Source organism: Prosthecomicrobium sp. N25 (assembly GCF_037203705.1).
GTDB lineage: Bacteria > Pseudomonadota > Alphaproteobacteria > Rhizobiales > Ancalomicrobiaceae > Prosthecodimorpha.
The window spans coordinates 186,978-207,294 of the sequence record NZ_JBBCAT010000006.1 but is presented as its reverse complement, the minus strand read 5'-3'; the positions used below and the strand labels follow the sequence as shown (position 1 = coordinate 207,294).

Sequence of the window (20,317 nt, the reverse complement as noted above, 5' to 3'; positions counted from 1 at the left end):
TCCGGAGACCCGGCCCCCGTGTTCCTTCCCCTCCACGACACGAACCCGCTTCGCCATGTCCTGCGGCCCTACGTGACATGGACGCTGATCGCGGTGACGTGTCTCATCCACGTGGCGGTCAACTACGGCGCCGTGGAAGGGGTCGCGCAGGCGGTTTCGGTCTCGTTCGGCGTCATCCCGAGCGTGGTGGAGGGATCGCGCCGGCTGCCGGCGATCTACGAGATCGTGCCGGCGCCGCTGACGCTGGTCACCTACGCGTTCCTGCACGGCGACTTCATGCATCTCCTCGGCAACATGCTGTTCCTCTGGGTGTTCGGGGACAATGTCGAGGACGCCTTCGGGCATGTCAGGTTCCTGCTCTTCTACCTGGTGGCGGCGGCCTTCGCGGCGATCGTGCACATCGCCACGCATCCGACCTCCGGGCTGCCGCTGATCGGCGCCTCGGGGGCGATCGCCGCCATCGTGGCCGCCTATCTCCTGCTCCACCCGCACGTGAAGCTCTGGGTCCTGGCGCTCGGCCGCATTCCGTTGTCGATTCCGGCCTGGGTGGCGCTCGGCGCCTGGATCGCGTTCCAGTTCTACAATGTGGCGATCCAGCCGGACGACACGGTGGCGTGGTGGGCCCATGTCGGCGGGCTGATCGCGGGGGCGATCCTGGTGCTCGTCTTCCGCCGGCCGGGGGTGATGCTGCTCGACCGGCAGCCCAAGCTCGACATTCCGGCCTGAGCCGGCGGATCGGCCGCGGCGTCGGCGTCCTTTCGGCCGATTGACTTGGAAAGGTGCCGTCAGTAGCGTCCGGCCGCGTTTCGAAGTCGGGTTCGGCAAAGTCGGTCCGGCCCGTTCCCGTGTATCCGGGACGTCGGGAGGCCGCCTTCCAGGCAGCCACGGACCGAAGCGAGCGAAAGCAGGGCGGAGAGCCATGAAGATACTGGTGCCCGTGAAGCGGGTCGTCGACTACAACGTCAAGATCCGCGTCAAGGCCGACGGATCGGGCGTCGACCTCGCCAACGTCAAGATGTCGATGAATCCCTTCGACGAGATCGCCGTCGAGGAGGCGCTCCGGCTCAAGGAGGCCGGCAAGGCGACCGAGGTGATCGTCGTGTCGATCGGCCCAGCACAGGCGTCCGAGACGCTGCGCACCGGCCTCGCCATGGGGGCGGACCGCGGCATCCTGGTGAAGACCGACGAGACCGTCGAGCCGCTGGCGGTCGCCAAGATCCTCAAGGGGGTCGTGGCCGCCGAGGCGCCCGGCCTCGTCATCCTCGGCAAGCAGGCGATCGACGACGATTGCGGCCAGACCGGCCAGATGCTCGCGGCCCTGCTCGGCTGGGCGCAAGGGACCTTCGCGTCGAAGATCGTCATCGAGGGCGAGACCGCCGCGGTCACCCGCGAGGTCGACGGCGGCCTGCAGACGGTGTCGCTGAAGATGCCGGCGATCGTGACGACCGACCTGCGCCTCAACGAGCCGCGCTACGCGTCGCTGCCCAACATCATGAAGGCCAAGAAGAAGCCCATCGACGAGAAGACGCCGGCCGACTTCGGCGTCGACGTCGCGCCGCGCCTCAAGGTCCTGAAGACGGTCGAGCCCTCGGCCCGCAAGGCGGGCGTGAAGGTGAGCTCCGTCGCCGAGCTCGTCAGCAAGCTCAAGTCCGAAGCCGGCGTGATCTGAGGAGAGAGCCGATGACCATCCTTCTCGTCGCCGAGCACGACAACGCCTCGCTCAAGGACGCGACCCACAAGGCCCTGTCGGCGGCCGTCGCCATGGGGGGCGACGTGCACGTGCTGGTCGCCGGCTCCGGCGCTGTGGCGGCCGCCCAGGAGGCCGCCGGCCTCGCGGGCGTCGCCAAGGTGCTGCACGCCGATGCGCCGGCGCTGGCGCACGGGCTGGCCGAGCCGCTCGCGGACCTCATCGTCTCGCTCGCGGGCGGCTACGACGCGATCGTGGCCCCGGCCACCTCGGCGGGCAAGAACGCCATGCCGCGCGTCGCCGCGCTGCTCGACGTCATGCAGGTGTCGGACATCACCAAGGTCGTCTCGGCGGACACGTTCGAGCGACCGATCTACGCCGGCAACGCCATCCAGACCGTGCAGTCGACGGACGCCAAGAAAGTCGTGACGGTCCGCACCGCCGCCTTCCCGGCGGCCGGGACCGGCGGCTCGGCGCCGGTCGAGACGGTCGGCGCCGCGACGGATGCCGGGCTGTCGCGCTTCGTCGGCGAGGAGCTATCGAAGTCCGACCGGCCGGAGCTGACGTCCGCCCGCATCATCGTCTCCGGCGGCCGCGCCATGCAGAGCCGGGAGAACTTCACCACCTACATCGAGCCCGTGGCCGACAAGCTCGGGGCGGCCATCGGGGCATCGCGGGCGGCCGTCGACGCCGGCTACGCGCCGAACGACTGGCAGGTCGGGCAGACCGGCAAGGTGGTGGCGCCGGAGCTCTACGTGGCGGTCGGCATCTCGGGGGCCATTCAGCACCTCGCCGGCATGAAGGACAGCAAGGTGATCGTGGCGATCAACAAGGACGAGGAGGCGCCGATCTTCCAGGTGGCCGACTACGGCCTCGTGGCGGACCTCTACCAGGCCCTGCCGGAGCTCGCCGCCGAGCTCGCCAAGACGGGCCGCTGAGGCGGACTGTCGCACCGCAGCAAAAGGGCCGGCGAAGGATCGCCGGCCTTCTCGCCCGGAGCAGCCCCCCGGCGGGCAAGGGACCCGGACCGCGGCCGCGGGCGCAGCCTTCCGGGGCCGATCTCAGACGATTTGCGTGCTGGCGCAAGGCCGGCGAGGCTTGTATGCCTGACGGAGCGCGCTAGGATACGCGCCCATTCACCGGAATGGCCGATTGGACGCGGACGGCGCCGGAGAGAGCGAGATCACGATGGGAATCGAAATCAGGAAGGTCGGCGTGATCGGCGCGGGCCAGATGGGCAACGGCATCGCCCACGTCTGCGCGCTCGGCGGCTACGACGTCGCGCTCAACGACATCTCGCTCGATCGCATCCAGTCGGGTCTCGCCACCATCAACGGCAACCTCACCCGGCAGGTCAACCGCGGGCTCATCTCGGACCAGGAGCGGGTGACGGCCCTCGGCCGCATCAAGTCGGCCGAGAATCTCGACGCGCTGGCGGACTGCGACATCGTCATCGAGGCGGCCACCGAGAACGAGCAGATCAAGCGCAAGATCTTCGCGCAGATCTGCCCCCTCCTGAAGCCCACCGCGCTCTTGGCGACCAACACCTCGTCGATCTCGATCACCCGGCTGGCCGCCTCCACGGACCGGCCGGAGAAGTTCGTCGGCGTCCATTTCATGAACCCCGTGCCGCTGATGCAGCTCGTCGAGCTGGTGCGCGGGATCGCCACGGACGACCCGACCTTCGACGCCTGCAAGCAGTTCGTCGCCAGGCTCGGCAAGATCTCGACGGTCGCGGAGGACTTCCCGGCCTTCATCGTCAACCGCATCCTGCTGCCGATGATCAACGAGGCGATCTACACGCTCTACGAGGGCGTCGGATCGGTCGACAGCATCGACACGGCCATGCGGCTCGGCGCCAACCACCCGATGGGCCCGCTGCAGCTCGCCGACTTCATTGGCCTGGACACCTGCCTGTCCATCATGCAGGTCCTCTACGAGGGGCTGGCCGACTCCAAGTATAGGCCCTGCCCGCTGCTGGTGAAGTATGTCGAGGCCGGCTGGCTCGGCCGCAAGACGCAGCGCGGCTTCTACGACTATCGCGGCGAAAAGCCCGTTCCCACCCGCTGAGCGTCTCGAGGGGCCGGGTTAACCTTTGATCAACCTGCGCCGTGCGATCCTGGCCGGTAGCGTGAAGGTTCAGCCATGGCCCTGACCGGGATCTCCAAGTACCGGCCGCAGTTCTATACGCCCAAATATGCGAGCCTGCTGAACCGGCAGGCCGGCCGCGACGCCGCGGACGCCATCGCGGTCGCGGCCAACACGTTCGCGAGCCAGTTCACCGACAACGGCTCGAGCATGGTCAACCTGACGATCAAAAAGGCCGTCGCGCGCGTGCAGGAGCAAGCGAAGGCCAAGCTTGCCAAGAGCATGTCGGGCGTCAACAAGATCGCTTGAGGCTCGAACGAGCCGGGTGCAGGCGTTCCGCCCGGCGCGGCCTGCGCCACCCCGGCGCCGATCGGCCGCCGCCCGCCCCGAGACCGACATGCCCGAGCCCCTCAACCTCGCCCGCCACTGCCTTGCGGCTGCCGGACGATCGCCCGGCAAGACGGCGCTCCTGGTCGCCGAAGGCGCACAGGCGCGCATCGTCGAGACGTGGACCTATGCGAGGGCCGCGACGGCGGTCCTGTCGGCGGCGGCTGCCTTCCGCGCCGCCGGGCTCGCGCGGGGGGACCGGGTGCTCCTGCGCGTCGGCAACACGTCCCGCTTTCCGGTCCTGTTCTTCGGCGCGATCGCGGGCGGCTTCGTGCCGATCCCGACCTCGACCCAGCTGACCGCCGACGAGGCCGGCTGGATCCTGGCCGACAGCCGCGCCGCCCTGGTGGTGCACGACGGCTCCGGAGCGCTGCCGGCGGATGCGGGCCGGGCAGGCGTGGTCGAAGCCGGCCTCGTGGCCGAGAGCGGCCTTTCGCCCGCCGACTTCGCGGAGACGGAGCGGGACGACCCGGCATTCCTGGTCTACACCTCAGGCACGAGCGGCCGGCCCAAGGGCGTGTTGCATGCCCAGCGGGTGATCCTGGGGCGCGCGCCCATGGTGCGCGGGTGGTACGGGCTGACCGCCGAGGACAGGCTCTTCCATGCGGGGGCCTTCAACTGGACCTACACGCTCGGTGCCGGGCTGATGGACCCGTGGGTCGCCGGCGCGACCGCGATCGTGCATCTCGGCGAGCGCCCGCCCGAGGCCTGGCCCGACCTGATCGAGGCGACGGGCGCGACGCTCTTCGCGGCCGTGCCGGGGCTCTACCGGCGCATCCTGAAATATGCGGCTGTCACCCCCGAGCGGATGCCGGCGCTCCGCCACGGGCTCGTGGCCGGCGAGGCCCTGAAGGCGGGGCTGCACGAGGACTGGACGACCCGGACGGGCCGGCCCCTCTACGAGGCGCTCGGGATGAGCGAGATCTCGACCTACGTCTCCTCCGGGCCGGAGGTGCCGACTCGGCCGGGCTCGCCCGGCAAGCCGCAGGCGGGCCGCCGCGTTGCGGTCCTGCCGGCGGAGGGCGGCCCGGACCCGGCGCCTTCGGGCACGACCGGGCTCCTCGCCGTCCACCGGTCCGACCCGGGGCTGATGCTCGGCTACTGGGGCCTGCCGGCGGAGACGGCGGCCGCGTTCCGGGGCGACTGGTTCGTCACCGGCGACCTCGCCCGCTTCGACCAGGACGGCTATCTCTGGTACGAGGGTCGGGCCGACGACCAGATGAACGCCTTCGGGTACCGGGTCGCGCCGGAAGAGGTCGAGCGGGCCCTGGCGCTGCATCCCGCGGTCGCCGAGGTGGCGGTGACCGAGGTGCCGGCCGGGGACGTCAGTCTCGTCACCGCGTTCCTGGTTCTGCATCCCGGCATGACCGCGACCGAGCATGATCTGGCCGGCCACGCGGCCCGGCATCTCGCCGACTACAAGCGTCCGCGGGCCTGGGTCGTGCTCGAGGAACTGCCCCGGACGGCCTCCGGCAAGGTCCTTCGCCGCGCGCTGCGGGATATGTCTCCCCCTTGAGCGGCCGCCCGATACGTGCCGGGCTCCGCAGGGCTCCGGATTGGCTAGGGGTCCCGTCCGGGCGATACTGAAGCGTTGCCGACGGAGATGGGCCCATGCCGATCGTGAACCGTTTCGAGGAACTGGCCCCCGAGATGACGGCCTGGCGCCGCGCCTTCCACCGCGCGCCCGAACTGCTCTACGACGTCCAGGGCACGGCCGCGGCCGTGGCCGAGCACCTCCGGTCCTTCGGGGTCGACGAGGTGGTCACGCAGGTCGGCCGGACGGGGGTGGTCGGGGTCATCCGCGGGCGGGCGCCCGGTCCCGCGATCGGCCTCAGGGCCGACATGGACGCCCTGCCGATCCTGGAGACCACCGGCAAGCCCTGGGCCTCCGCGGTGCCCGGCCGGATGCACGCCTGCGGGCACGACGGCCATATGGCCATGCTGCTCGGGGCGGCCCGGCACCTGGCCGAGACGCGGAATTTCGCGGGCAGCGCGGTGATGATCTTCCAGCCGGCCGAGGAGGGGGGCGCGGGGGCGCGCGCCATGATCGAGGACGGGCTGATGGAGCGGTTCGGCATCCGCTCGGTCTACGGCATGCACAACGTGCCGGGCCTGCCGGTCGGGCGGTTCGCGATCCGGAGCGGCCCCTTCCTGGCCTCCTGCGACACGATCGTGATCGACCTCGAGGGGGTCGGCGGCCACGCCGCCATGCCGCACCTCTGCGCCGACACGGTCCTGGCCGGTGCCGCGATCGTGCAGGCGCTCCAGCAGATCGTCTCCCGCACGATCGACCCGATCGCGTCGGCGGTCGTCTCCATCACCTGCTTCAACGCCGGCCATACAGACAACGTGATCCCGCAGACGGCCCGTCTGGTCGGGACCGTGCGGACGCTCGACCGGGTCGTGCGCGATCATGTCGAGGGCCGACTGCGCCGGATCGTCGAGGCCACGGCGGCGGCGCACGGGGTGCGCGCGGCGGTCGACTACCAGCGGGACTATCCGGTGCTCGTCAACGACGTGCGCGAAGCGGCGTTCGCGGCCGAGGTGGCGCGCGAGGTGGCGGGGGTCGACAAGGTCGATACCGCGGCTGCGCCGGAGCTCGGGTCGGAGGACTTCGCCTTCATGCTGGAGGCCCGGCCCGGGGCGTTCATCTTCGTCGGCAACGGCGACAGCGCCTACCTGCACCACCCGGACTACGACTTCGACGACGAGGCGCTCGCGTATGGGGCGTCCTACTGGGTGCGGCTCGTGGAGCGTGCGCTGCCGGCCTGACGGCTCGGAGGCGGACCCATTCCGCAGGCTGTGACAGAACACGGGCCCTGGCGTTCCGCCGGGGCGTGGCGAGCCGGAGGCCGGGTCATCTCGGGACGGCTCCCGCGGGGGGGCGTCGCGTACGTCTTGCGTGCAAGGGAGCGGCGAGCAAGGTCCCGGGCGGCGGGAACCGGCGCCGCGGCTCGACGGTTCTCGCAGCGATGGGGCGCCGGGTCCGTGGCACGGGCCGGCCGACCTCCGACCTTGCGGCCGGGCCTCCGCGCCGCGCAGCGATCCGGGAGCCTGCCATGGCCGAAGTGACCACCGACCACGACCAGATCCGCAAGTGGGCCGAGAAGCACGGCGGCAAGCCGGCGGCCGTCGACCGGACCCACAAGGGCGGCGACGTCGGCATCATCCGCATCATGTTCCCCGACGCGCCGAATTCCGAGCACGGCCACCTGGTGGAGATCAGCTGGGACGAGTTCTTCGAGGAGTTCGAGGACCGCCAGCTCGCGCTGCTGCACGAGCCCGACAGCATGTTCTCCAAGATCGTCGGCCGCGACACGGCGGAGAAGCGGGCCCACGGCGACCACAAGGCGGCGCGGTAGGGACGGCGGGCCGGAGAACCCGGTCGGGACTGCGCGAACACGAAAATGCCCGGGAGGTCCCGGGCATCGTCGGATTCCGGTCAGGCCGTGTCCGTCAGTGCGCCGAACCCACGTTGCCGAGGACGGCCTGGACTTCGCGGAGCTGGTCCAGCTTCTCCTGGGCGAGGCGCCGCTTCTCGTCGGTCTGGGCGTCGGCGACGTCCTCGGAGGCGTCCTGGATTTCCCGGGCGATCACGTCGGCCCTGAGTTCCTCGACCGGGATCGCGCGCTCGGCGAGGATCGTCAGGCTGGTCGGCGAAGCCTCCGCGAAGCCGCCGCGCACGAAAATGCGTGCGATCTTGCCGGCCTCTCGGGTCACCTCGATCACGCCGGGGCGGATGGTCGACATGAAGGGGGAGTGACCCCGAAGCATGGTGAACTGGCCCTCGGAGGCCGGGACGACCACCTGGGCGACGTCCTCGGACATGAGGAGCCGCTCGGGGGAGACCAGCTCGAACTTGAACGCTTCAGCCATCGGCTCCATCCGCCTTCATGACGGCGGCCGCCAAGACGGGCGACCGCTCCTTGCCGTTTCGGGTCGTCGCGGCCGGATCAGGCCGCGGCGGAGGCGAGGCGCTTGGCCTTCTCGACCGCTTCCTCGATCGCGCCGACCATGTAGAAGGCGGCCTCGGGGAGATGGTCGTATTCGCCGTTCACGAGGCCCTGGAAGCCGCGGATCGTGTCCTTCAGCGGCACGAGCTTGCCGGGCGAGCCGGTGAAGACCTCGGCCACGAAGAAGGGCTGCGACAGGAAACGCTCGATCTTGCGGGCGCGGGAGACGGTGAGCTTGTCCTCTTCGGAAAGCTCGTCCATGCCCAGGATCGCGATGATGTCCTGGAGCGCCTTGTAGCGCTGCAGGATCGCCTGCACCTGTCGGGCCACCGCGTAGTGCTCCTCGCCGACGATGAGGGGCGAGAGCATGCGCGAGGTCGAGTCGAGCGGGTCCACGGCCGGGTAGATGCCCTTCTCGGCGATCGAGCGCGACAGCACGGTCGTGGCGTCGAGGTGGGCGAAGGAGGTGGCCGGGGCCGGGTCGGTCAGGTCGTCGGCGGGCACGTAGATGGCCTGCACCGAGGTGATCGAGCCCTTGGTGGTCGTGGTGATGCGCTCCTGCAGGGCGCCCATCTCGGTGGCGAGCGTCGGCTGGTAGCCGACGGCGCTCGGGATGCGGCCGAGCAGCGCCGACACCTCGGAGCCCGCCTGGGTGAAGCGGAAGATGTTGTCGACGAAGAAGAGCACGTCCTGGCCGCGGTCGCGGAAGTCCTCGGCGACGGTCAGGCCGGAGAGCGCGACGCGGGCGCGGGCGCCCGGCGGCTCGTTCATCTGGCCGTACACCAGGGCGCACTTGGAGCCCTCGCCGCCGCCGTGCTTGTTCACGCCGGACTCGATCATCTCGTGGTAAAGGTCGTTGCCCTCGCGGGTGCGCTCGCCGACGCCGGCGAAGACCGAGAAGCCGCCGTGGGCCTTTGCGACGTTGTTGATGAGCTCCATGATGAGCACGGTCTTGCCCACGCCGGCGCCGCCGAAGAGGCCGATCTTGCCGCCCTTGGCGTAAGGCGCGAGCAGGTCCACGACCTTGATGCCCGTGACCAGAATCTCGGCCTCGGTCGACTGCTCGACATACTCGGGCGCGGACGCGTGGATCGGGCGGGTCTTGTCGTGGACGATCGGGCCGGCCTCGTCGACCGGCTCGCCGATGACGTTCATGATGCGGCCTAGCGTGCCGTCGCCGACCGGCACCTGAATGGCGTTGCCGGTGTCGACGACCTCCTGGCCGCGGGCGAGGCCCTCGGTCGAGTCCATCGCGATCGTGCGGACGGTGTTCTCGCCGAGGTGCTGGGCGACCTCGAGCACGAGGCGCGAGCCGCGGTTGTCCGTCTCGAGCGAGTTCAGGATCGCCGGCAGATGGCCGTCGAACTGGACGTCGACGACGGCGCCCATCACCTGCCGAATGCGACCGATCTTGTTGTCAGCCATCGTGTATGCCCTCGTTCGGTTCTCAGACAGCCTCGGCGCCCGAGATGATTTCGATCAGTTCCTTGGTGATCATGGCCTGACGCGTCCGGTTGTAGGTCTGCGTCAGCTTCTTGATCATCTCGCCCGCGTTGCGGGTGGCGCTGTCCATCGCGGACATGCGCGCGCCCTGTTCGGAGGCGGCATTCTCTAGCAGGGCCCGGAAGACCTGGACCGCGACGTTGCGCGGCAGCAGGTCCTCGAGGATCTCCTCCTCGCTCGGCTCGACCTCGTAGATCGCGCCGTTGGTGCCGGCGCCGGCCGCGCCCTCGGGGAACTCGGCCGGGATCAGCCGCTGGGCCGTCGGGATCTGCAGGATCACGGAGCGGAAGCGCGAGAAGAAGAGCGTCGCCACGTCGAAGCCGCCGGCTGCGAAGAGGTCGAGCACCTTGCGGGCGACCATCTGGGCCTCGCCGAAGCCGATCGAGCGGATGCCCTTCAGCTCGATCACCTCGATGATCTTGTCGCCGAACTGGCGGCGCAGGACGTCCGCGCCCTTGCGGCCGACGCAGAGGATCTTGACCGTCTTTCCGTCCGCAATCAGCCGATTGGCGTGGTCGCGGGCGAGGCGGGAGATCGAGGTGTTGAAGGCGCCGCAAAGGCCGCGCTCGGCGGTGCAGACGACCAGGAGATGCACGTCCGACCGGCCGTTGCCGGCGAGCAGGACGGGCGCGTCGGTGCGTCCCTCGAAGGCGGCGCCCAGGTTGGCGAGCACGGCGGACATCCGCTCGGCATAGGGCCGGGCGGCTTCGGCCGACAACTGCGCTCGACGCAGCTTGGCGGCCGCGACCATCTGCATGGCCTTGGTGATCTTCTGCGTCGCCTTCACGGAGGCGATGCGGTTGCGCAGTGACTTTAGGCTCGGCATCGGGCCGTCGAAGCTCCCGGAAGAGGCCTAGGGGCCGCGCCGCCCGGAGGAGCGGCGCGGACTTGCGGGATCAGGAGAAGGACTTGGCGAAGCCCTCGACCACGGCCTTGAGGCGCGCGCCGAGTTCGTCGGTCAGTTCCTTCTTGTCCCGGATGCCGTCGAGCAGGGACTGATGCTCGGAGCGGAGCAGCCGGAGCAGGCCGTCCTCGAAGGCGCGGACGCGGGCGACCGGCAGCGGATCGAGGTAGCCGTTGATGCCGGCGTAGATGACCGCGACCTGCTCTTCCGTCTTCAGCGGCGAGAACTGCGGCTGCTTCAGGAGTTCGGTCAGGCGGGCGCCGCGGTTCAGGAGCTTCTGCGTCACCGCGTCGAGGTCCGAACCGAACTGCGCGAAGGCGGCCATCTCGCGATACTGCGCGAGCTCGCCCTTGATCTTGCCGGCGACCTGCTTCATCGCCTTGATCTGGGCCGAGGAGCCGACGCGCGACACCGACAGGCCGACGTTCACGGCCGGACGGATGCCCTGGTAGAAGAGGTCGGTCTCGAGGAAGATCTGGCCGTCGGTGATCGAGATGACGTTGGTCGGAATGTAAGCCGACACGTCGTTCGCCTGGGTCTCGATCACGGGCAGCGCGGTCAGCGAACCAAGGCCGTTGTCCTTGTTCAGCTTGGCGGCGCGCTCGAGCAGGCGGGAGTGCAGGTAGAACACGTCGCCCGGGTAGGCTTCGCGGCCCGGCGGGCGGCGGAGCAGGAGCGACATCTGGCGATAGGCGACGGCCTGCTTGGAGAGGTCGTCGTAGATGATGACCGCGTGCATGCCGTTGTCGCGGAAGTACTCGCCCATGGCGCAACCGGAGAACGGCGCGATGAACTGCATCGGCGCCGGGTCGGAGGCCGTGGCGGCGACGACGATCGAGTATTCCAGCGCGCCGTGCTCCTCGAGCACCTTGACGAACTGGGCGACCGTCGAGCGCTTCTGGCCGACGGCGACGTAGACGCAGTAGAGCTTCTGGCTCTCGTCGCCGAGTGCGTTGATCGGCTTCTGGTTCAGGATCGTGTCGAGCGCGATGGCGGTCTTGCCGGTCTGGCGGTCGCCGATGATGAGCTCGCGCTGGCCGCGGCCGATCGGGATGAGCGCGTCGACGGCCTTGAGGCCGGTGGACATCGGCTCGTGCACCGACTTGCGCGGGATGATGCCCGGGGCCTTGACGTCGACACGGCGGCGCTCGGTCGCCGGGATCGGGCCCTTGCCGTCGATCGGGTTGCCCAGGCCGTCGACCACGCGGCCGAGCAGGCCCTTGCCGACGGGGACGTCCACGATCGCGCCGGTGCGCTTGACCGTATCGCCTTCCTTGATGTCCCGGTCGGAGCCGAAGATCACGATGCCGACGTTGTCGACCTCGAGGTTCAGCGCCATCCCGCGGATCCCGTTCGCGAACTCGACCATCTCGCCGGCCTGGACCTTGTCGAGGCCGTAGACGCGCGCGATGCCGTCGCCGACGGAGAGAACCTGGCCGACCTCGGATACCTCGGCCTCCTGGCCGAAGTTCCTGATCTGCTCCTTGAGGATTGCGGAAATTTCCGCCGCCCGGATATCCATCAGCGGACCTCTTTCAGTGCGACCTTGAGGGAAGTGAGTTTCGTCTTGAGCGAGGTGTCGATCATGCGGCTGCCGATCTTCACGATCAGCCCGCCGATGAGGGACGGATCCACAGACGATTCGAGTTTGACGTCCTTGCCGCCGGTCACGCCGCGAAGCGCGTCCTTGAGCGCGGAAACCTGCGTCTCGGAGAGAGGCTCGGCCGAAACCACGTCGGCCGTCGCCTCGCCCCGGTGGACGGCGACCAGCGCGCGGTAGCCCCGGATCATGTCGGGGACGACGAAGAGACGACGGTTCTGCGCGGCGAGCTTGATCAGGTTGGCGGCGAGGCCGCCGATGCCGGCCCGGTCGAGGACCGCGCCGACGGCGCGGAGCTGCTCCTCGGCGGCGAAGACGGGGCTCCTGACGAGACGGGCAAGGTCCGGGCTCTCCTTGACGAGCCGGTCGAAGCCGTCGAGCGCCGTCCCGACCTCGTCGACGACGCCGGCGTCGAGCGCCAGCTCGAACAGGGCGCCCGCATAACGCGACGCCACGCCGGATACGATGGTTGTCTCAGTCAAGGGCGACGACCCCCACGCCAATTCGGGCGGGAGAAGGTTTGCTACCTTCGCACGCCCTTGATATTGTTCGGCTTTTTGGTCGGGACATCCGAAGGAACGGGCCGAATTCCCGAAGCCGGGCGTGTCCTAGCACACGGGGTCTGGCCACGCAACATGGTGCGATGCGACATTTCCGAAAGTCTAACGTCAGCCTCGCGAGGGGGCCGGGCCGCCCTCGGGGCCGGACCCGGGCGGCGCGTCACAGGAAGCTCTGCGGGTCGATGTCGACGTGGACCTTGACGCCGCCCTGGCCCCAGCGGCGGGCGCCGAGCCAGCCGGCGAGGTAGGCCTGCAGGTCGGCGTTGCGCGGGGCGATGACCAGGAAGCGGAAGCGGTGCCGGCCGCGCACGACGGCAATAGGGGCCTCGGTCGGGCCGAGGACCCTGATCGTGTCGGAGGGGGGAATCGCCTGCGCCAGCGACTGGGCGGCGCCGAGGGCGGGATCGCGCCCCTCGGCCGAGACGACGATGCCGGCGAGCCGGCTGAAGGGCGGCATGAAGGCCCGCATGCGCTCCTCGATCTCGGTCCGGTAGAAGCGTTCGCGGTCGCCGGAGACGATCGCGCGCAGAACCGGGTGCTCGGGGGCGTGGGTCTGCAGGTAGCCGTGCGCCTCGCCGCCGGCGCGGCCGGCGCGGCCGGTCACCTGCTGGAGCAGCTGGAAGGTCTTCTCGGCCGCCCGCGGATCGCCGTGGGCGAGGCCGAGGTCGGCGTCGATCACGCCGACGACCGTCATGCGCGGGAAATTGTGCCCCTTGGCGACGAGCTGCGTGCCGATGACGATGTCGACGTCGCCGCGGGCGACCGCGGCGAGTTCGTCCTTGAGGCGGCCGGTGCCGCCGGGGAGGTCGGAGGAGAGCACGAGCCGGCGGGCCTCGGGGAAGAGCGCGGCGGCCTCCTCGGCGACGCGCTCCACGCCGGGCCCGCAGGCGGTGAGGCTGTCGAGGTCGCCGCAGGACGGGCAGGCCTCGGGCTTGCGGATGGTGTAGCCGCAATGATGGCAGGCGAGCACGCCGCGGAACCGGTGCTCGACGAGCCAGGTCGAGCAGTCGGGGCACTGGAAGCGGTGGCCGCAGCTCCGGCAGAGGGTCAGCGGCGCGTAGCCGCGGCGGTTCAGGAAGAGGAGCGCCTGCTCGCCCCGCCCGATCGCCTGGTTGACGGCCGCCTCGACCAGCGGTGCGACGGAGCGGCCGCGCGGCAGGCCGTTTCGCCTCAGGTCGACGGTGGTGATCTCGGGGAGTTGCGCGCCGCCGACGCGCGCCGGCAGGACCAGCCGGCGGTAGCGGCCGAGATCGGCGTTGACCCGGCTCTCGATCGAGGGGGTCGCGGAGGCGAGCACGACCGGGAAGCCGCCCAGGCGGCCGCGCACCACGGCCATGTCGCGGGCATGGTAGACGACGCCCTCGTCCTGCTTGTAGGCGCCGTCATGTTCCTCGTCGACGACCACCAGGCCGAGGTCGGGGTAGGGCAGGAACAGGGCGGAACGCGCGCCGATGACGGTGCGAATCTCGCCGGTCGCGACGCCGCGCCAGGTGCGGGCGCGCTGCCGGGCGCTGATCTCCGAGTGCCACTCGGCCGGTTTCGAGCCGAACCGGGCCTCGAAGCGGTCGATGAACTCGGCGGTCAGCGCGATCTCGGGCAGAAGCACGAGGGCCTGGCGGCCCCGTCGGACCGTCTCGGCGATCGCCTCGAAATAGACCTCGGTCTTGCCGGAGCCGGTGACGCCGTCGACCAGCAGGACCTTGAAGCCGCCGTCCCGGACCGCCTCGGTGAGGACGCCGGCGGCCTCGCGTTGGTCGGCGGAGAGTTCAAGCCGCGCGTAGTCGGGCTCCGGGATCTGCGCCGGCCGGCCCGGCATCAGGTCCACGGGTTCGAGGGTGCCGCAGGCGATCAGGCCGTCGACGACGGAGGCGGAGACGCCCGCGGAGGCGGCGAGGCCGACACGCGACCAGGCGAAGCCGCCCTCCAGGGCCTCGAGCACGCGGCGCCGGGCCGGCGTCAGGCGTTCGGGCGGCGGGCCCGCCAGGCGGACACCGCGGACCGGGGGCTCCGGCTCCAGCGCCTCGGGCGCGCGCAGCACCATGCGCAGGACCATGCCGCGCGGCATCATGTAGTAGTGCGCCACCCAGTCGACGAAGCGGCGCACGGTGGGGTCGAGGGGCGGGGCGTCGAAGACGCCGGCGATCGGCCGGAGCCGGTTGTGGCCGACGGGCTCCCCGCCCGGCTCGTCGTCCCAGACCGCGCCGATCACCTCGCGCGGCCCGAGCGGCACGGTGACGATCGAGCCGGGGCGCACCGTCATGCCGCGAGGCACCTTGTAGGAATAGGCCGTGCCGATCGCGACCGGCACCACAACCGGGACCACGTCGCGGTCCGGTCGGGCGGGGTCGGCGAAGAGGAGGTCGGTTTCGTCCATGGGGGCAGGGGGGCGATTCGGACGGGGCGGGAGCATGAGGGGAAGATAGGCGGTAATGGGCCGTTCATCACGTGCCCGGAAGATGCGGCCATGACCAGTCAGGCTCCTCTCCTCATCGCCGCGCCGGACCTCGCCGCCGCCGTCCAGGACTGGCTCCGCCACCTGGGGGCCGAGCGGCGCTATTCGCCCAAGACCCTGGAGGCCTACGAGCGCGACGCGCGCCAGTTCCTCTCCTTCCTGACCGGGCACCTGGGGGAGCCGCCCCGGATCGCCGCGCTCTCCGACCTCCGGCCCGCCGACGTCCGCGCCTTCCTGGCCCGCCGCCGGCACGAGGGACTCGAGGCGCGTTCGCTCGGCCGCGCGCTCGCGGGGGTCCGGTCCCTGGTGCGCTTCCTGGAGCGGCGGGACGGGGTCAACGCGGCGCCCTTCGCGGCCGTGCGCGCGCCAAAGCCGGGGAAGTCGCTCCCAAAGCCGCTGGAGGCCGGGCCGGCGCTCAGGCTCGTCGACGCCCGCGAGAGCCTCGCCGAGGAGCCCTGGGTGGCCGCGCGCGATGCCGCCGTTCTGGGCCTCCTCTACGGGGCGGGACTGCGCATCTCCGAGGCCCTGGCGCTGACGCGGGCCGCCGCGCCGATCGCCGCCGAGAGCCTGCGGGTGACGGGGAAGGGCGGCAAGACCCGGGTGGTCCCGATCCTGCCGGCGATCCGGCGGGGCGTGCTCGACTACCTGAAGCTCTGTCCCTGGCCGCTCGAGCCGGAGGGGCCGCTCTTCGTCGGCGTGAAGGGCGGACCCTTGTCGCCGCGGGTGGTGCAACTGGCCGTCGAGCGGCTGCGCGGGGCGCTCGGCCTGCCGGACAGCGCCACCCCGCACGCGCTCCGGCACTCCTTCGCGACCCACCTGCTGGCCGGCGGGGCGGACCTGCGCTCGATCCAGGAACTGCTCGGGCATGCCAGCCTGTCCACCACCCAGGTCTATACGGGGGTCGACACCGCGCGGCTGATCGAGATCTATCGCAAGACCCATCCCCGTGCCTGACCGTCCCGGAGGCGTCCCATGCGCGCCCTGCGCCTTCTTCCGCTGATCGTCGCCGCCCTCCTGTCGGCGCCGGCCGAGGCCGCCCCGCCGGTCTGCGGCGGGCGCGACTTGCTGGCCGAGATGAAGACCGCCGATCCGGTGCAGCATGCGGCGATCCTGGCGAGCGGCGCGGCGGTCGAGAACGGGGAGGCGGGCTTCTGGCGCATCGACCCGCCGAACGGGGCGGCCCCCTCGTGGCTGCTCGGCACCGCCCATCTGTCGGATCCGCGCATCCTCGACCTGCCGCCCGCCCGGGCCCGGGCGCTCGACGGGGCGCGGGTGGTGGCGCTCGAGAACACCAATGTGCTCGACCCGGCCTTGGCCCGGGCCGCCTATGGCGAGGGCCTCACGGCCATGGTCTACCAGGACGGCCGGACGCTCGCGGGCGTGATCGGGCCGGAGGCCTGGGCGGCCGTCAAGGCGGAGGTCGAGCGGCGCGGCATCCCGGGCTGGGCGGTGATGGGCTGGAAGCCCTGGATCCTCTCCTTCGGGCTCCTGATGTATCCGCCCTGCGAACTGCAGCGGTGGATCGCCGGGGTCGACTTCCTCGACATCGCCATCGGCAAGCGCGCGAAGGCGGCCGGCAAGCCGGTGGTCGACCTGGAAACCGTGATCGACCAGTTCCAGGCCATCGACGCGATGAGCGAGGCGGAGCAGATCGCCTTCCTGCGGGCGCTGGTCGCCGCGGGGCCGCGGCTCGAGGACCTGCAGGAGACGACCGTCGCGCTCTATCGGAGCGGCCGGGTCGGACTTTTGTGGGCGACGGCGGTCGCCCTGTTCAGGCCGCCCGAGGGCGGGTCGGGCTTCGCGGAGGGCCTGTTGCGCAACGCGTCCTTCCGCCGCAACCACGCGATGGCCGCGACCGCGCGTCCGCTGATCGACGGCGGCAACGCGTTCCTGGCGGTCGGGGCCCTGCACCTCGTCGGCGAGGAGGGCCTCGTCGCCCTGCTGCGCCGGTCGGGCTACCGGCTCACGGCGGTCCCGTGACGGCTGCCGGCGCAGACGTGATGAGCGGGCGGATGGCCAGGGCGGGGCGGATGATGCTAGGCTGACAACCGCGGGGTCGGCTTCCCCGATCCCGCGCCTTTCTGCGAGGAGAACGATCGATGATCCGGACAGCATCCGTCGTCGCTGCGGGCCTGGGGCTCGCGCTCTCCGCCTCGGCCGCCCTGGCCGATTGCGGGCACAACGTCAACGCCCAGTCGAAGCCCGCCCAGCCCATCACCACAGCCGAGGCCCCGCCTCCGGCTCAGGCACCGGCCACCGTGAAGAACTGAGCCCCCGGCCGGTCGCGAAAGGCGCCTCCGGGCGCCTTTTTCACGAAGGGGCGGCCGCATGAACCGAAACTGAACGCGCATTTCCCGGGGCATTCACGCAGCCCGGTCCACTCTCCCCGCCAACCGGACCTAAGAACCGGGGAGAGCCACGATGAGACGTCATGGGATCGGAGCCGCCGGCGTCGCCGCCGCAGGGTTCCTCGTTTTCACGCTGGGCCTGACGCCCGAGCGCGCCGGGTCGACCGACGCCGCCTGCGACGCGGCCCGATTCGCCGGGGCCTGGCGCAACGTGGCGCCGGTGGAGGGCAGCGACGTGATCGCGGCCGACATCCGCGTCGACTGCCGCGAGCAGGACGCCGGCAAGCCGAGGGCCGAGATCGCCCTCAGGGTGCGTTGCCTCCGCTACGAATGCGCCTGGCAGGCCATCCCCGCGGCCTGGACCGGGTCCCGGGCCGACCGGCTCGGGCTCGTCGCCGCCTACCGGGAGGACCGGGTCGAGCGGGCCATCACGGTGGAGGCGCCCGCGAACGGGCGCCTCAGACTCAGCGTCACCACCCGGTTCCTGCGCGTGCCGCTGGAACCGCGCCAGGTCACCTACGAGATGGAGCGGGTGGAGAACTGACCTCCGGCCGTGCCGCGGGGCGCACGCGCGCCCGCCTCACATGTGGATGGGGCGCTTGTCGACCGCCAGGGCCGCCTCTTTGACGGCCTCCGACATGGTCGGGTGGGCGTGGCAGGTGCGGGCGAGGTCCTCGGCGGAGCCGCCGAACTCCATCAGCACCGCCGCCTCGTGGATCATCTCGCCGGCGCCGGCCGCGATGATATGGACCCCCAGCACCCGGTCGGTCGCGGCGTCCGCGAGCACCTTGACGAAGCCGTCCGTATGGCGGGTCGACTTCGCGCGGCCGTTGGCGGTGAAGGGGAACTTGCCCGCCTTGTAGGCGATGCCGGCGGCCTTCAGCTCCTCCTCGGTGCGTCCCACGGAGGCGACCTCCGGCATGGTGTAGACCACGCCCGGGATGACGTCGTAGTTCACGTGGCCCGCCTGGCCGGCGAGGATCTCGGCGACCGCCACGCCCTCGTCCTCGGCCTTGTGGGCGAGCATGGGGCCCTTCACGACGTCGCCGAGGGCGTAGATGCCGGGCACGCTGGTGCGGAAGTGGGCGTCGATCTCGACCCGGCCGCGATTGTCCCTGGCGACGCCGACCTCCTCCAGGCCGAGGCCGGCCGTGTAGGGGACCCGGCCGATGGCGACCAGCACCACGTCGGCATCGATCGCCTGGGGCTCGCCGCCGGCCGCCGGCTCGACCGTCACCTTCAGGGAGTCGCCGGCCTTCTCGACCTTCGTCACCTTGGTTGACAGGCGGAAGGCGAACTTCTGCTTTTCGAGAAGGCGCTGGAACTGTTTGGCGACGTCGAGATCCATGCCGGGCAGGATGCGGTCGAGATACTCGACGACGGTCACCTCGGAGCCGAGGCGGCGCCAGACGGAGCCGAGCTCGAGGCCGATCACCCCGGCGCCGACGACGACGAGCCGGCCCGGGACCTTGTCGAGTTCCAGCGCGCCGGTGGAGGAGACGACCTGCTTCTCGTCGATCTCGATGCCGGGCAGCCGGGCGACGTCGGAACCGGTGGCGATCACGATCGCCTTGGTGTCCAGCACCTGCTTCGACCCGTCCTCGGCGGTGACCTCGACCTGGCCGGCCGAGACGATGCGTCCTGTGCCGTGGTGGGCCGTGATCTTGTTCTTCTTCATCAGGAAGTCGATGCCGGTGACGTTCGACCGCACCGTGTCCTCGCGGTGCTTCATCATCGCGGGCAGGTCGAGTTCCGGCGTTGCCTTGATGCCGAGCACCGCGAAGCCGTGGCCGGCCTCGTCGAACAGCTCGGAGGCGTGGAGCAGGGCCTTGGACGGGATGCAGCCGATGTTCAGGCAGGTGCCGCCGTGCGTCTTGCGCTTCTCGACGACCGCCACCTTGAGGCCGAGCTGGGCCGCACGGATCGCGCAGACGTAGCCACCCGGGCCGGTTCCGATGACGACGAGATCGTAGGCCATGACCTTCCTGCCTTTCGCACTGCTTCTGGCGCCCGTCTAGCGCGGCCTCGGCCGCGCCGTCGACCCGGCAATCCGTATATGGAGACCCGTCATCGGCCGCCGGTGACCGGCAGGACCGCACCGACCGAATAGCTCGCCTCGTCGGACAGGAGCCAGAGGATGGCGCGGGCGCATTCCTCGGCGGTTCCCTCGCGCTTCATCGGGATCGTGTCGCGGAGTTGGGCGATGCGGTCCGGGATGCCGCCGGAGGCGTGGATGTCGGTGTCGATCAGGCCCGGCCTGACGGCATTGACGCGGATGCCCTCCGCGGCCACCTCGCGGCCGAGGCCGAGCGTGAAGGTGTCGATGGCGCCCTTGGAGGCGGCATAGTCGGCGTACTGGCCGGGCGCGCCGAGCACGGCGGCGGCGGATGACAGGTTGACGATCGCGCCGCCCCTGCCGCCGTGACGGGTCGACAGGCGCTTCACGGCTTCCCGTGACGCGAGGATCGTGCCGATGACGTTGATGCGCATCATCCGTTCGAGGCGCGCGACCGACATCTCGTCGACCCGCGCCTGGAGGTCGAGCACCCCGGCGTTGTTGACGAGACCCGCGAGGGTGCCGAGCCGGTCGGCCGCGGCGAAGAGGGCCAGGACGTCGGCCTCGACGCCGATGTCGCTCCGGACCGCGACGGCGGTCCGCTCGGCCTTGGAAACGGCGTCGACGAGGGAGTCCGCGGCCGCCTTGTCGCTCACAAAGGAGAAGACGACGTCGTAGCCGCGCTCGGCCGCCAGGAGCACGGTGGCGCGTCCGATCCCGCGGCTCCCGCCGGTGACGACGAGAACCCGGTCAGACATGCGCGATCCCTCCCCGCCGAT

General features: G+C 70.8%; 20 protein-coding genes. 12 read left to right on the top strand and 8 right to left on the bottom strand.

Annotated features, from left to right (window positions below; genetic code table 11):
• Nucleotides 1-18: 18 nt before the first annotated feature.
• The 8 genes from WBG79_RS26720 (at nt 19) to WBG79_RS26685 (ending at nt 7,524) form a co-directional block, all read left to right on the top strand.
• A complete protein-coding gene (locus WBG79_RS26720) occupies nt 19-726 on the top strand; it encodes a rhomboid family intramembrane serine protease (RefSeq protein ID WP_337360296.1) in 708 nt (235 codons plus the stop codon).
• Between the two features lie 193 nt (nt 727-919).
• Nucleotides 920-1,669 (top strand): electron transfer flavoprotein subunit beta/FixA family protein, encoded by a 750-nt coding sequence (locus tag WBG79_RS26715; RefSeq protein WP_337360295.1) that lies wholly within the window; start codon nt 920-922, stop codon nt 1,667-1,669.
• A gap of 11 nt (nt 1,670-1,680) precedes the next feature.
• The gene (locus WBG79_RS26710) at nt 1,681-2,625 is read left to right on the top strand and encodes an electron transfer flavoprotein subunit alpha/FixB family protein (RefSeq protein WP_337360294.1); all 945 of its coding nucleotides are present in this window, start codon (nt 1,681-1,683) and stop codon (nt 2,623-2,625) included.
• 250 nt (nt 2,626-2,875) lie between these two features.
• Nucleotides 2,876-3,757, top strand: coding sequence for a 3-hydroxybutyryl-CoA dehydrogenase (locus tag WBG79_RS26705; protein WP_337360293.1), 882 nt, complete (start codon nt 2,876-2,878; stop codon nt 3,755-3,757).
• Between the two features lie 75 nt (nt 3,758-3,832).
• Nucleotides 3,833-4,084 carry a hypothetical protein gene (locus tag WBG79_RS26700; protein WP_337360292.1) on the top strand — a complete coding sequence of 84 codons (252 nt, stop codon included), beginning with the start codon at nt 3,833-3,835 and terminating at the stop codon, nt 4,082-4,084.
• Nucleotides 4,085-4,172: 88 nt separating this feature from the next.
• On the top strand, nt 4,173-5,678 hold the full coding sequence (locus WBG79_RS26695; protein ID WP_337360291.1) for a class I adenylate-forming enzyme family protein: 1,506 nt from the start codon (nt 4,173-4,175) through the stop codon (nt 5,676-5,678).
• Between the two features lie 95 nt (nt 5,679-5,773).
• Nucleotides 5,774-6,934: a M20 aminoacylase family protein gene (locus WBG79_RS26690; RefSeq protein WP_337360290.1), complete on the top strand. Its 1,161-nt coding sequence runs from the start codon at nt 5,774-5,776 to the stop codon at nt 6,932-6,934.
• A 287-nt stretch (nt 6,935-7,221) separates the two neighbouring features.
• On the top strand, nt 7,222-7,524 hold the full coding sequence (locus WBG79_RS26685) for a hypothetical protein (protein ID WP_337360289.1): 303 nt from the start codon (nt 7,222-7,224) through the stop codon (nt 7,522-7,524).
• Between the two features lie 94 nt (nt 7,525-7,618).
• On the opposite strand, the gene WBG79_RS26680 is transcribed toward WBG79_RS26685, so the two are convergent.
• From WBG79_RS26680 to WBG79_RS26655, 6 genes are all read right to left on the bottom strand, one after another.
• Complete coding sequence (locus tag WBG79_RS26680) at nt 7,619-8,038, bottom strand: F0F1 ATP synthase subunit epsilon (protein ID WP_337360288.1); 420 nt, start codon at nt 8,036-8,038, stop codon at nt 7,619-7,621.
• Nucleotides 8,039-8,115: 77 nt separating this feature from the next.
• Entirely contained in the window at nt 8,116-9,540 is a 1,425-nt protein-coding gene (gene atpD, locus WBG79_RS26675; RefSeq protein ID WP_443147521.1) for a F0F1 ATP synthase subunit beta, read from the bottom strand.
• A 22-nt stretch (nt 9,541-9,562) separates the two neighbouring features.
• The gene (locus WBG79_RS26670; protein WP_337360287.1) at nt 9,563-10,444 is read right to left on the bottom strand and encodes a F0F1 ATP synthase subunit gamma; all 882 of its coding nucleotides are present in this window, start codon (nt 10,442-10,444) and stop codon (nt 9,563-9,565) included.
• Nucleotides 10,445-10,514: 70 nt separating this feature from the next.
• Nucleotides 10,515-12,044 (bottom strand): F0F1 ATP synthase subunit alpha, encoded by a 1,530-nt coding sequence (atpA, locus tag WBG79_RS26665; protein ID WP_337360286.1) that lies wholly within the window; start codon nt 12,042-12,044, stop codon nt 10,515-10,517.
• Complete coding sequence (locus WBG79_RS26660; RefSeq protein ID WP_337360285.1) at nt 12,044-12,604, bottom strand: F0F1 ATP synthase subunit delta; 561 nt, start codon at nt 12,602-12,604, stop codon at nt 12,044-12,046. Before WBG79_RS26660 ends, atpA begins: the two co-directional genes overlap by 1 nt.
• A 238-nt stretch (nt 12,605-12,842) precedes the next feature.
• The gene (locus WBG79_RS26655; protein WP_337360284.1) at nt 12,843-15,056 is read right to left on the bottom strand and encodes a primosomal protein N'; all 2,214 of its coding nucleotides are present in this window, start codon (nt 15,054-15,056) and stop codon (nt 12,843-12,845) included.
• 90 nt (nt 15,057-15,146) lie between these two features.
• Between WBG79_RS26655 and WBG79_RS26650 the strand changes: the two genes are divergently transcribed.
• From WBG79_RS26650 to WBG79_RS26635, 4 genes are all read left to right on the top strand, one after another.
• Nucleotides 15,147-16,088: a tyrosine recombinase XerC gene (locus WBG79_RS26650; protein ID WP_337360283.1), complete on the top strand. Its 942-nt coding sequence runs from the start codon at nt 15,147-15,149 to the stop codon at nt 16,086-16,088.
• Between the two features lie 18 nt (nt 16,089-16,106).
• The gene (locus tag WBG79_RS26645) at nt 16,107-17,114 is read left to right on the top strand and encodes a TraB/GumN family protein (RefSeq protein WP_337360282.1); all 1,008 of its coding nucleotides are present in this window, start codon (nt 16,107-16,109) and stop codon (nt 17,112-17,114) included.
• Between the two features lie 119 nt (nt 17,115-17,233).
• Nucleotides 17,234-17,404, top strand: coding sequence for a hypothetical protein (locus WBG79_RS26640; protein ID WP_337360281.1), 171 nt, complete (start codon nt 17,234-17,236; stop codon nt 17,402-17,404).
• A 151-nt stretch (nt 17,405-17,555) separates the two neighbouring features.
• Nucleotides 17,556-18,026 (top strand): hypothetical protein, encoded by a 471-nt coding sequence (locus tag WBG79_RS26635; RefSeq protein WP_337360280.1) that lies wholly within the window; start codon nt 17,556-17,558, stop codon nt 18,024-18,026.
• Nucleotides 18,027-18,062: 36 nt separating this feature from the next.
• Here WBG79_RS26635 and lpdA read toward each other — a convergent pair whose 3' ends face one another.
• Complete coding sequence (lpdA, locus tag WBG79_RS26630) at nt 18,063-19,460, bottom strand: dihydrolipoyl dehydrogenase (protein ID WP_337360279.1); 1,398 nt, start codon at nt 19,458-19,460, stop codon at nt 18,063-18,065.
• A gap of 89 nt (nt 19,461-19,549) precedes the next feature.
• Nucleotides 19,550-20,296, bottom strand: a complete 747-nt coding sequence (locus WBG79_RS26625) for an SDR family oxidoreductase (protein WP_337360278.1) — start codon at nt 20,294-20,296, stop codon at nt 19,550-19,552.
• Nucleotides 20,297-20,317 lie beyond the last annotated feature (21 nt).

Coding starts and splice junctions, on each gene's coding strand:
- WBG79_RS26640 (WP_337360281.1), top strand. CDS start 17,234: ATGATCCGGACAGCATCCGTCGTCGCTGCGGGCCTGGGGCTCGCGCTC.
- atpD (WP_443147521.1), bottom strand. CDS start 9,540: ATGGCTGACAACAAGATCGGTCGCATTCGGCAGGTGATGGGCGCCGTC.
- WBG79_RS26685 (WP_337360289.1), top strand. CDS start 7,222: ATGGCCGAAGTGACCACCGACCACGACCAGATCCGCAAGTGGGCCGAG.
- WBG79_RS26700 (WP_337360292.1), top strand. CDS start 3,833: ATGGCCCTGACCGGGATCTCCAAGTACCGGCCGCAGTTCTATACGCCC.
- WBG79_RS26650 (WP_337360283.1), top strand. CDS start 15,147: ATGACCAGTCAGGCTCCTCTCCTCATCGCCGCGCCGGACCTCGCCGCC.
- WBG79_RS26680 (WP_337360288.1), bottom strand. CDS start 8,038: ATGGCTGAAGCGTTCAAGTTCGAGCTGGTCTCCCCCGAGCGGCTCCTC.
- WBG79_RS26705 (WP_337360293.1), top strand. CDS start 2,876: ATGGGAATCGAAATCAGGAAGGTCGGCGTGATCGGCGCGGGCCAGATG.
- WBG79_RS26625 (WP_337360278.1), bottom strand. CDS start 20,296: ATGTCTGACCGGGTTCTCGTCGTCACCGGCGGGAGCCGCGGGATCGGA.
- WBG79_RS26645 (WP_337360282.1), top strand. CDS start 16,107: ATGCGCGCCCTGCGCCTTCTTCCGCTGATCGTCGCCGCCCTCCTGTCG.
- WBG79_RS26655 (WP_337360284.1), bottom strand. CDS start 15,056: ATGGACGAAACCGACCTCCTCTTCGCCGACCCCGCCCGACCGGACCGC.
- lpdA (WP_337360279.1), bottom strand. CDS start 19,460: ATGGCCTACGATCTCGTCGTCATCGGAACCGGCCCGGGTGGCTACGTC.
- WBG79_RS26635 (WP_337360280.1), top strand. CDS start 17,556: ATGAGACGTCATGGGATCGGAGCCGCCGGCGTCGCCGCCGCAGGGTTC.
- WBG79_RS26690 (WP_337360290.1), top strand. CDS start 5,774: ATGCCGATCGTGAACCGTTTCGAGGAACTGGCCCCCGAGATGACGGCC.
- WBG79_RS26710 (WP_337360294.1), top strand. CDS start 1,681: ATGACCATCCTTCTCGTCGCCGAGCACGACAACGCCTCGCTCAAGGAC.
- WBG79_RS26670 (WP_337360287.1), bottom strand. CDS start 10,444: ATGCCGAGCCTAAAGTCACTGCGCAACCGCATCGCCTCCGTGAAGGCG.
- WBG79_RS26695 (WP_337360291.1), top strand. CDS start 4,173: ATGCCCGAGCCCCTCAACCTCGCCCGCCACTGCCTTGCGGCTGCCGGA.
- atpA (WP_337360286.1), bottom strand. CDS start 12,044: ATGGATATCCGGGCGGCGGAAATTTCCGCAATCCTCAAGGAGCAGATC.
- WBG79_RS26715 (WP_337360295.1), top strand. CDS start 920: ATGAAGATACTGGTGCCCGTGAAGCGGGTCGTCGACTACAACGTCAAG.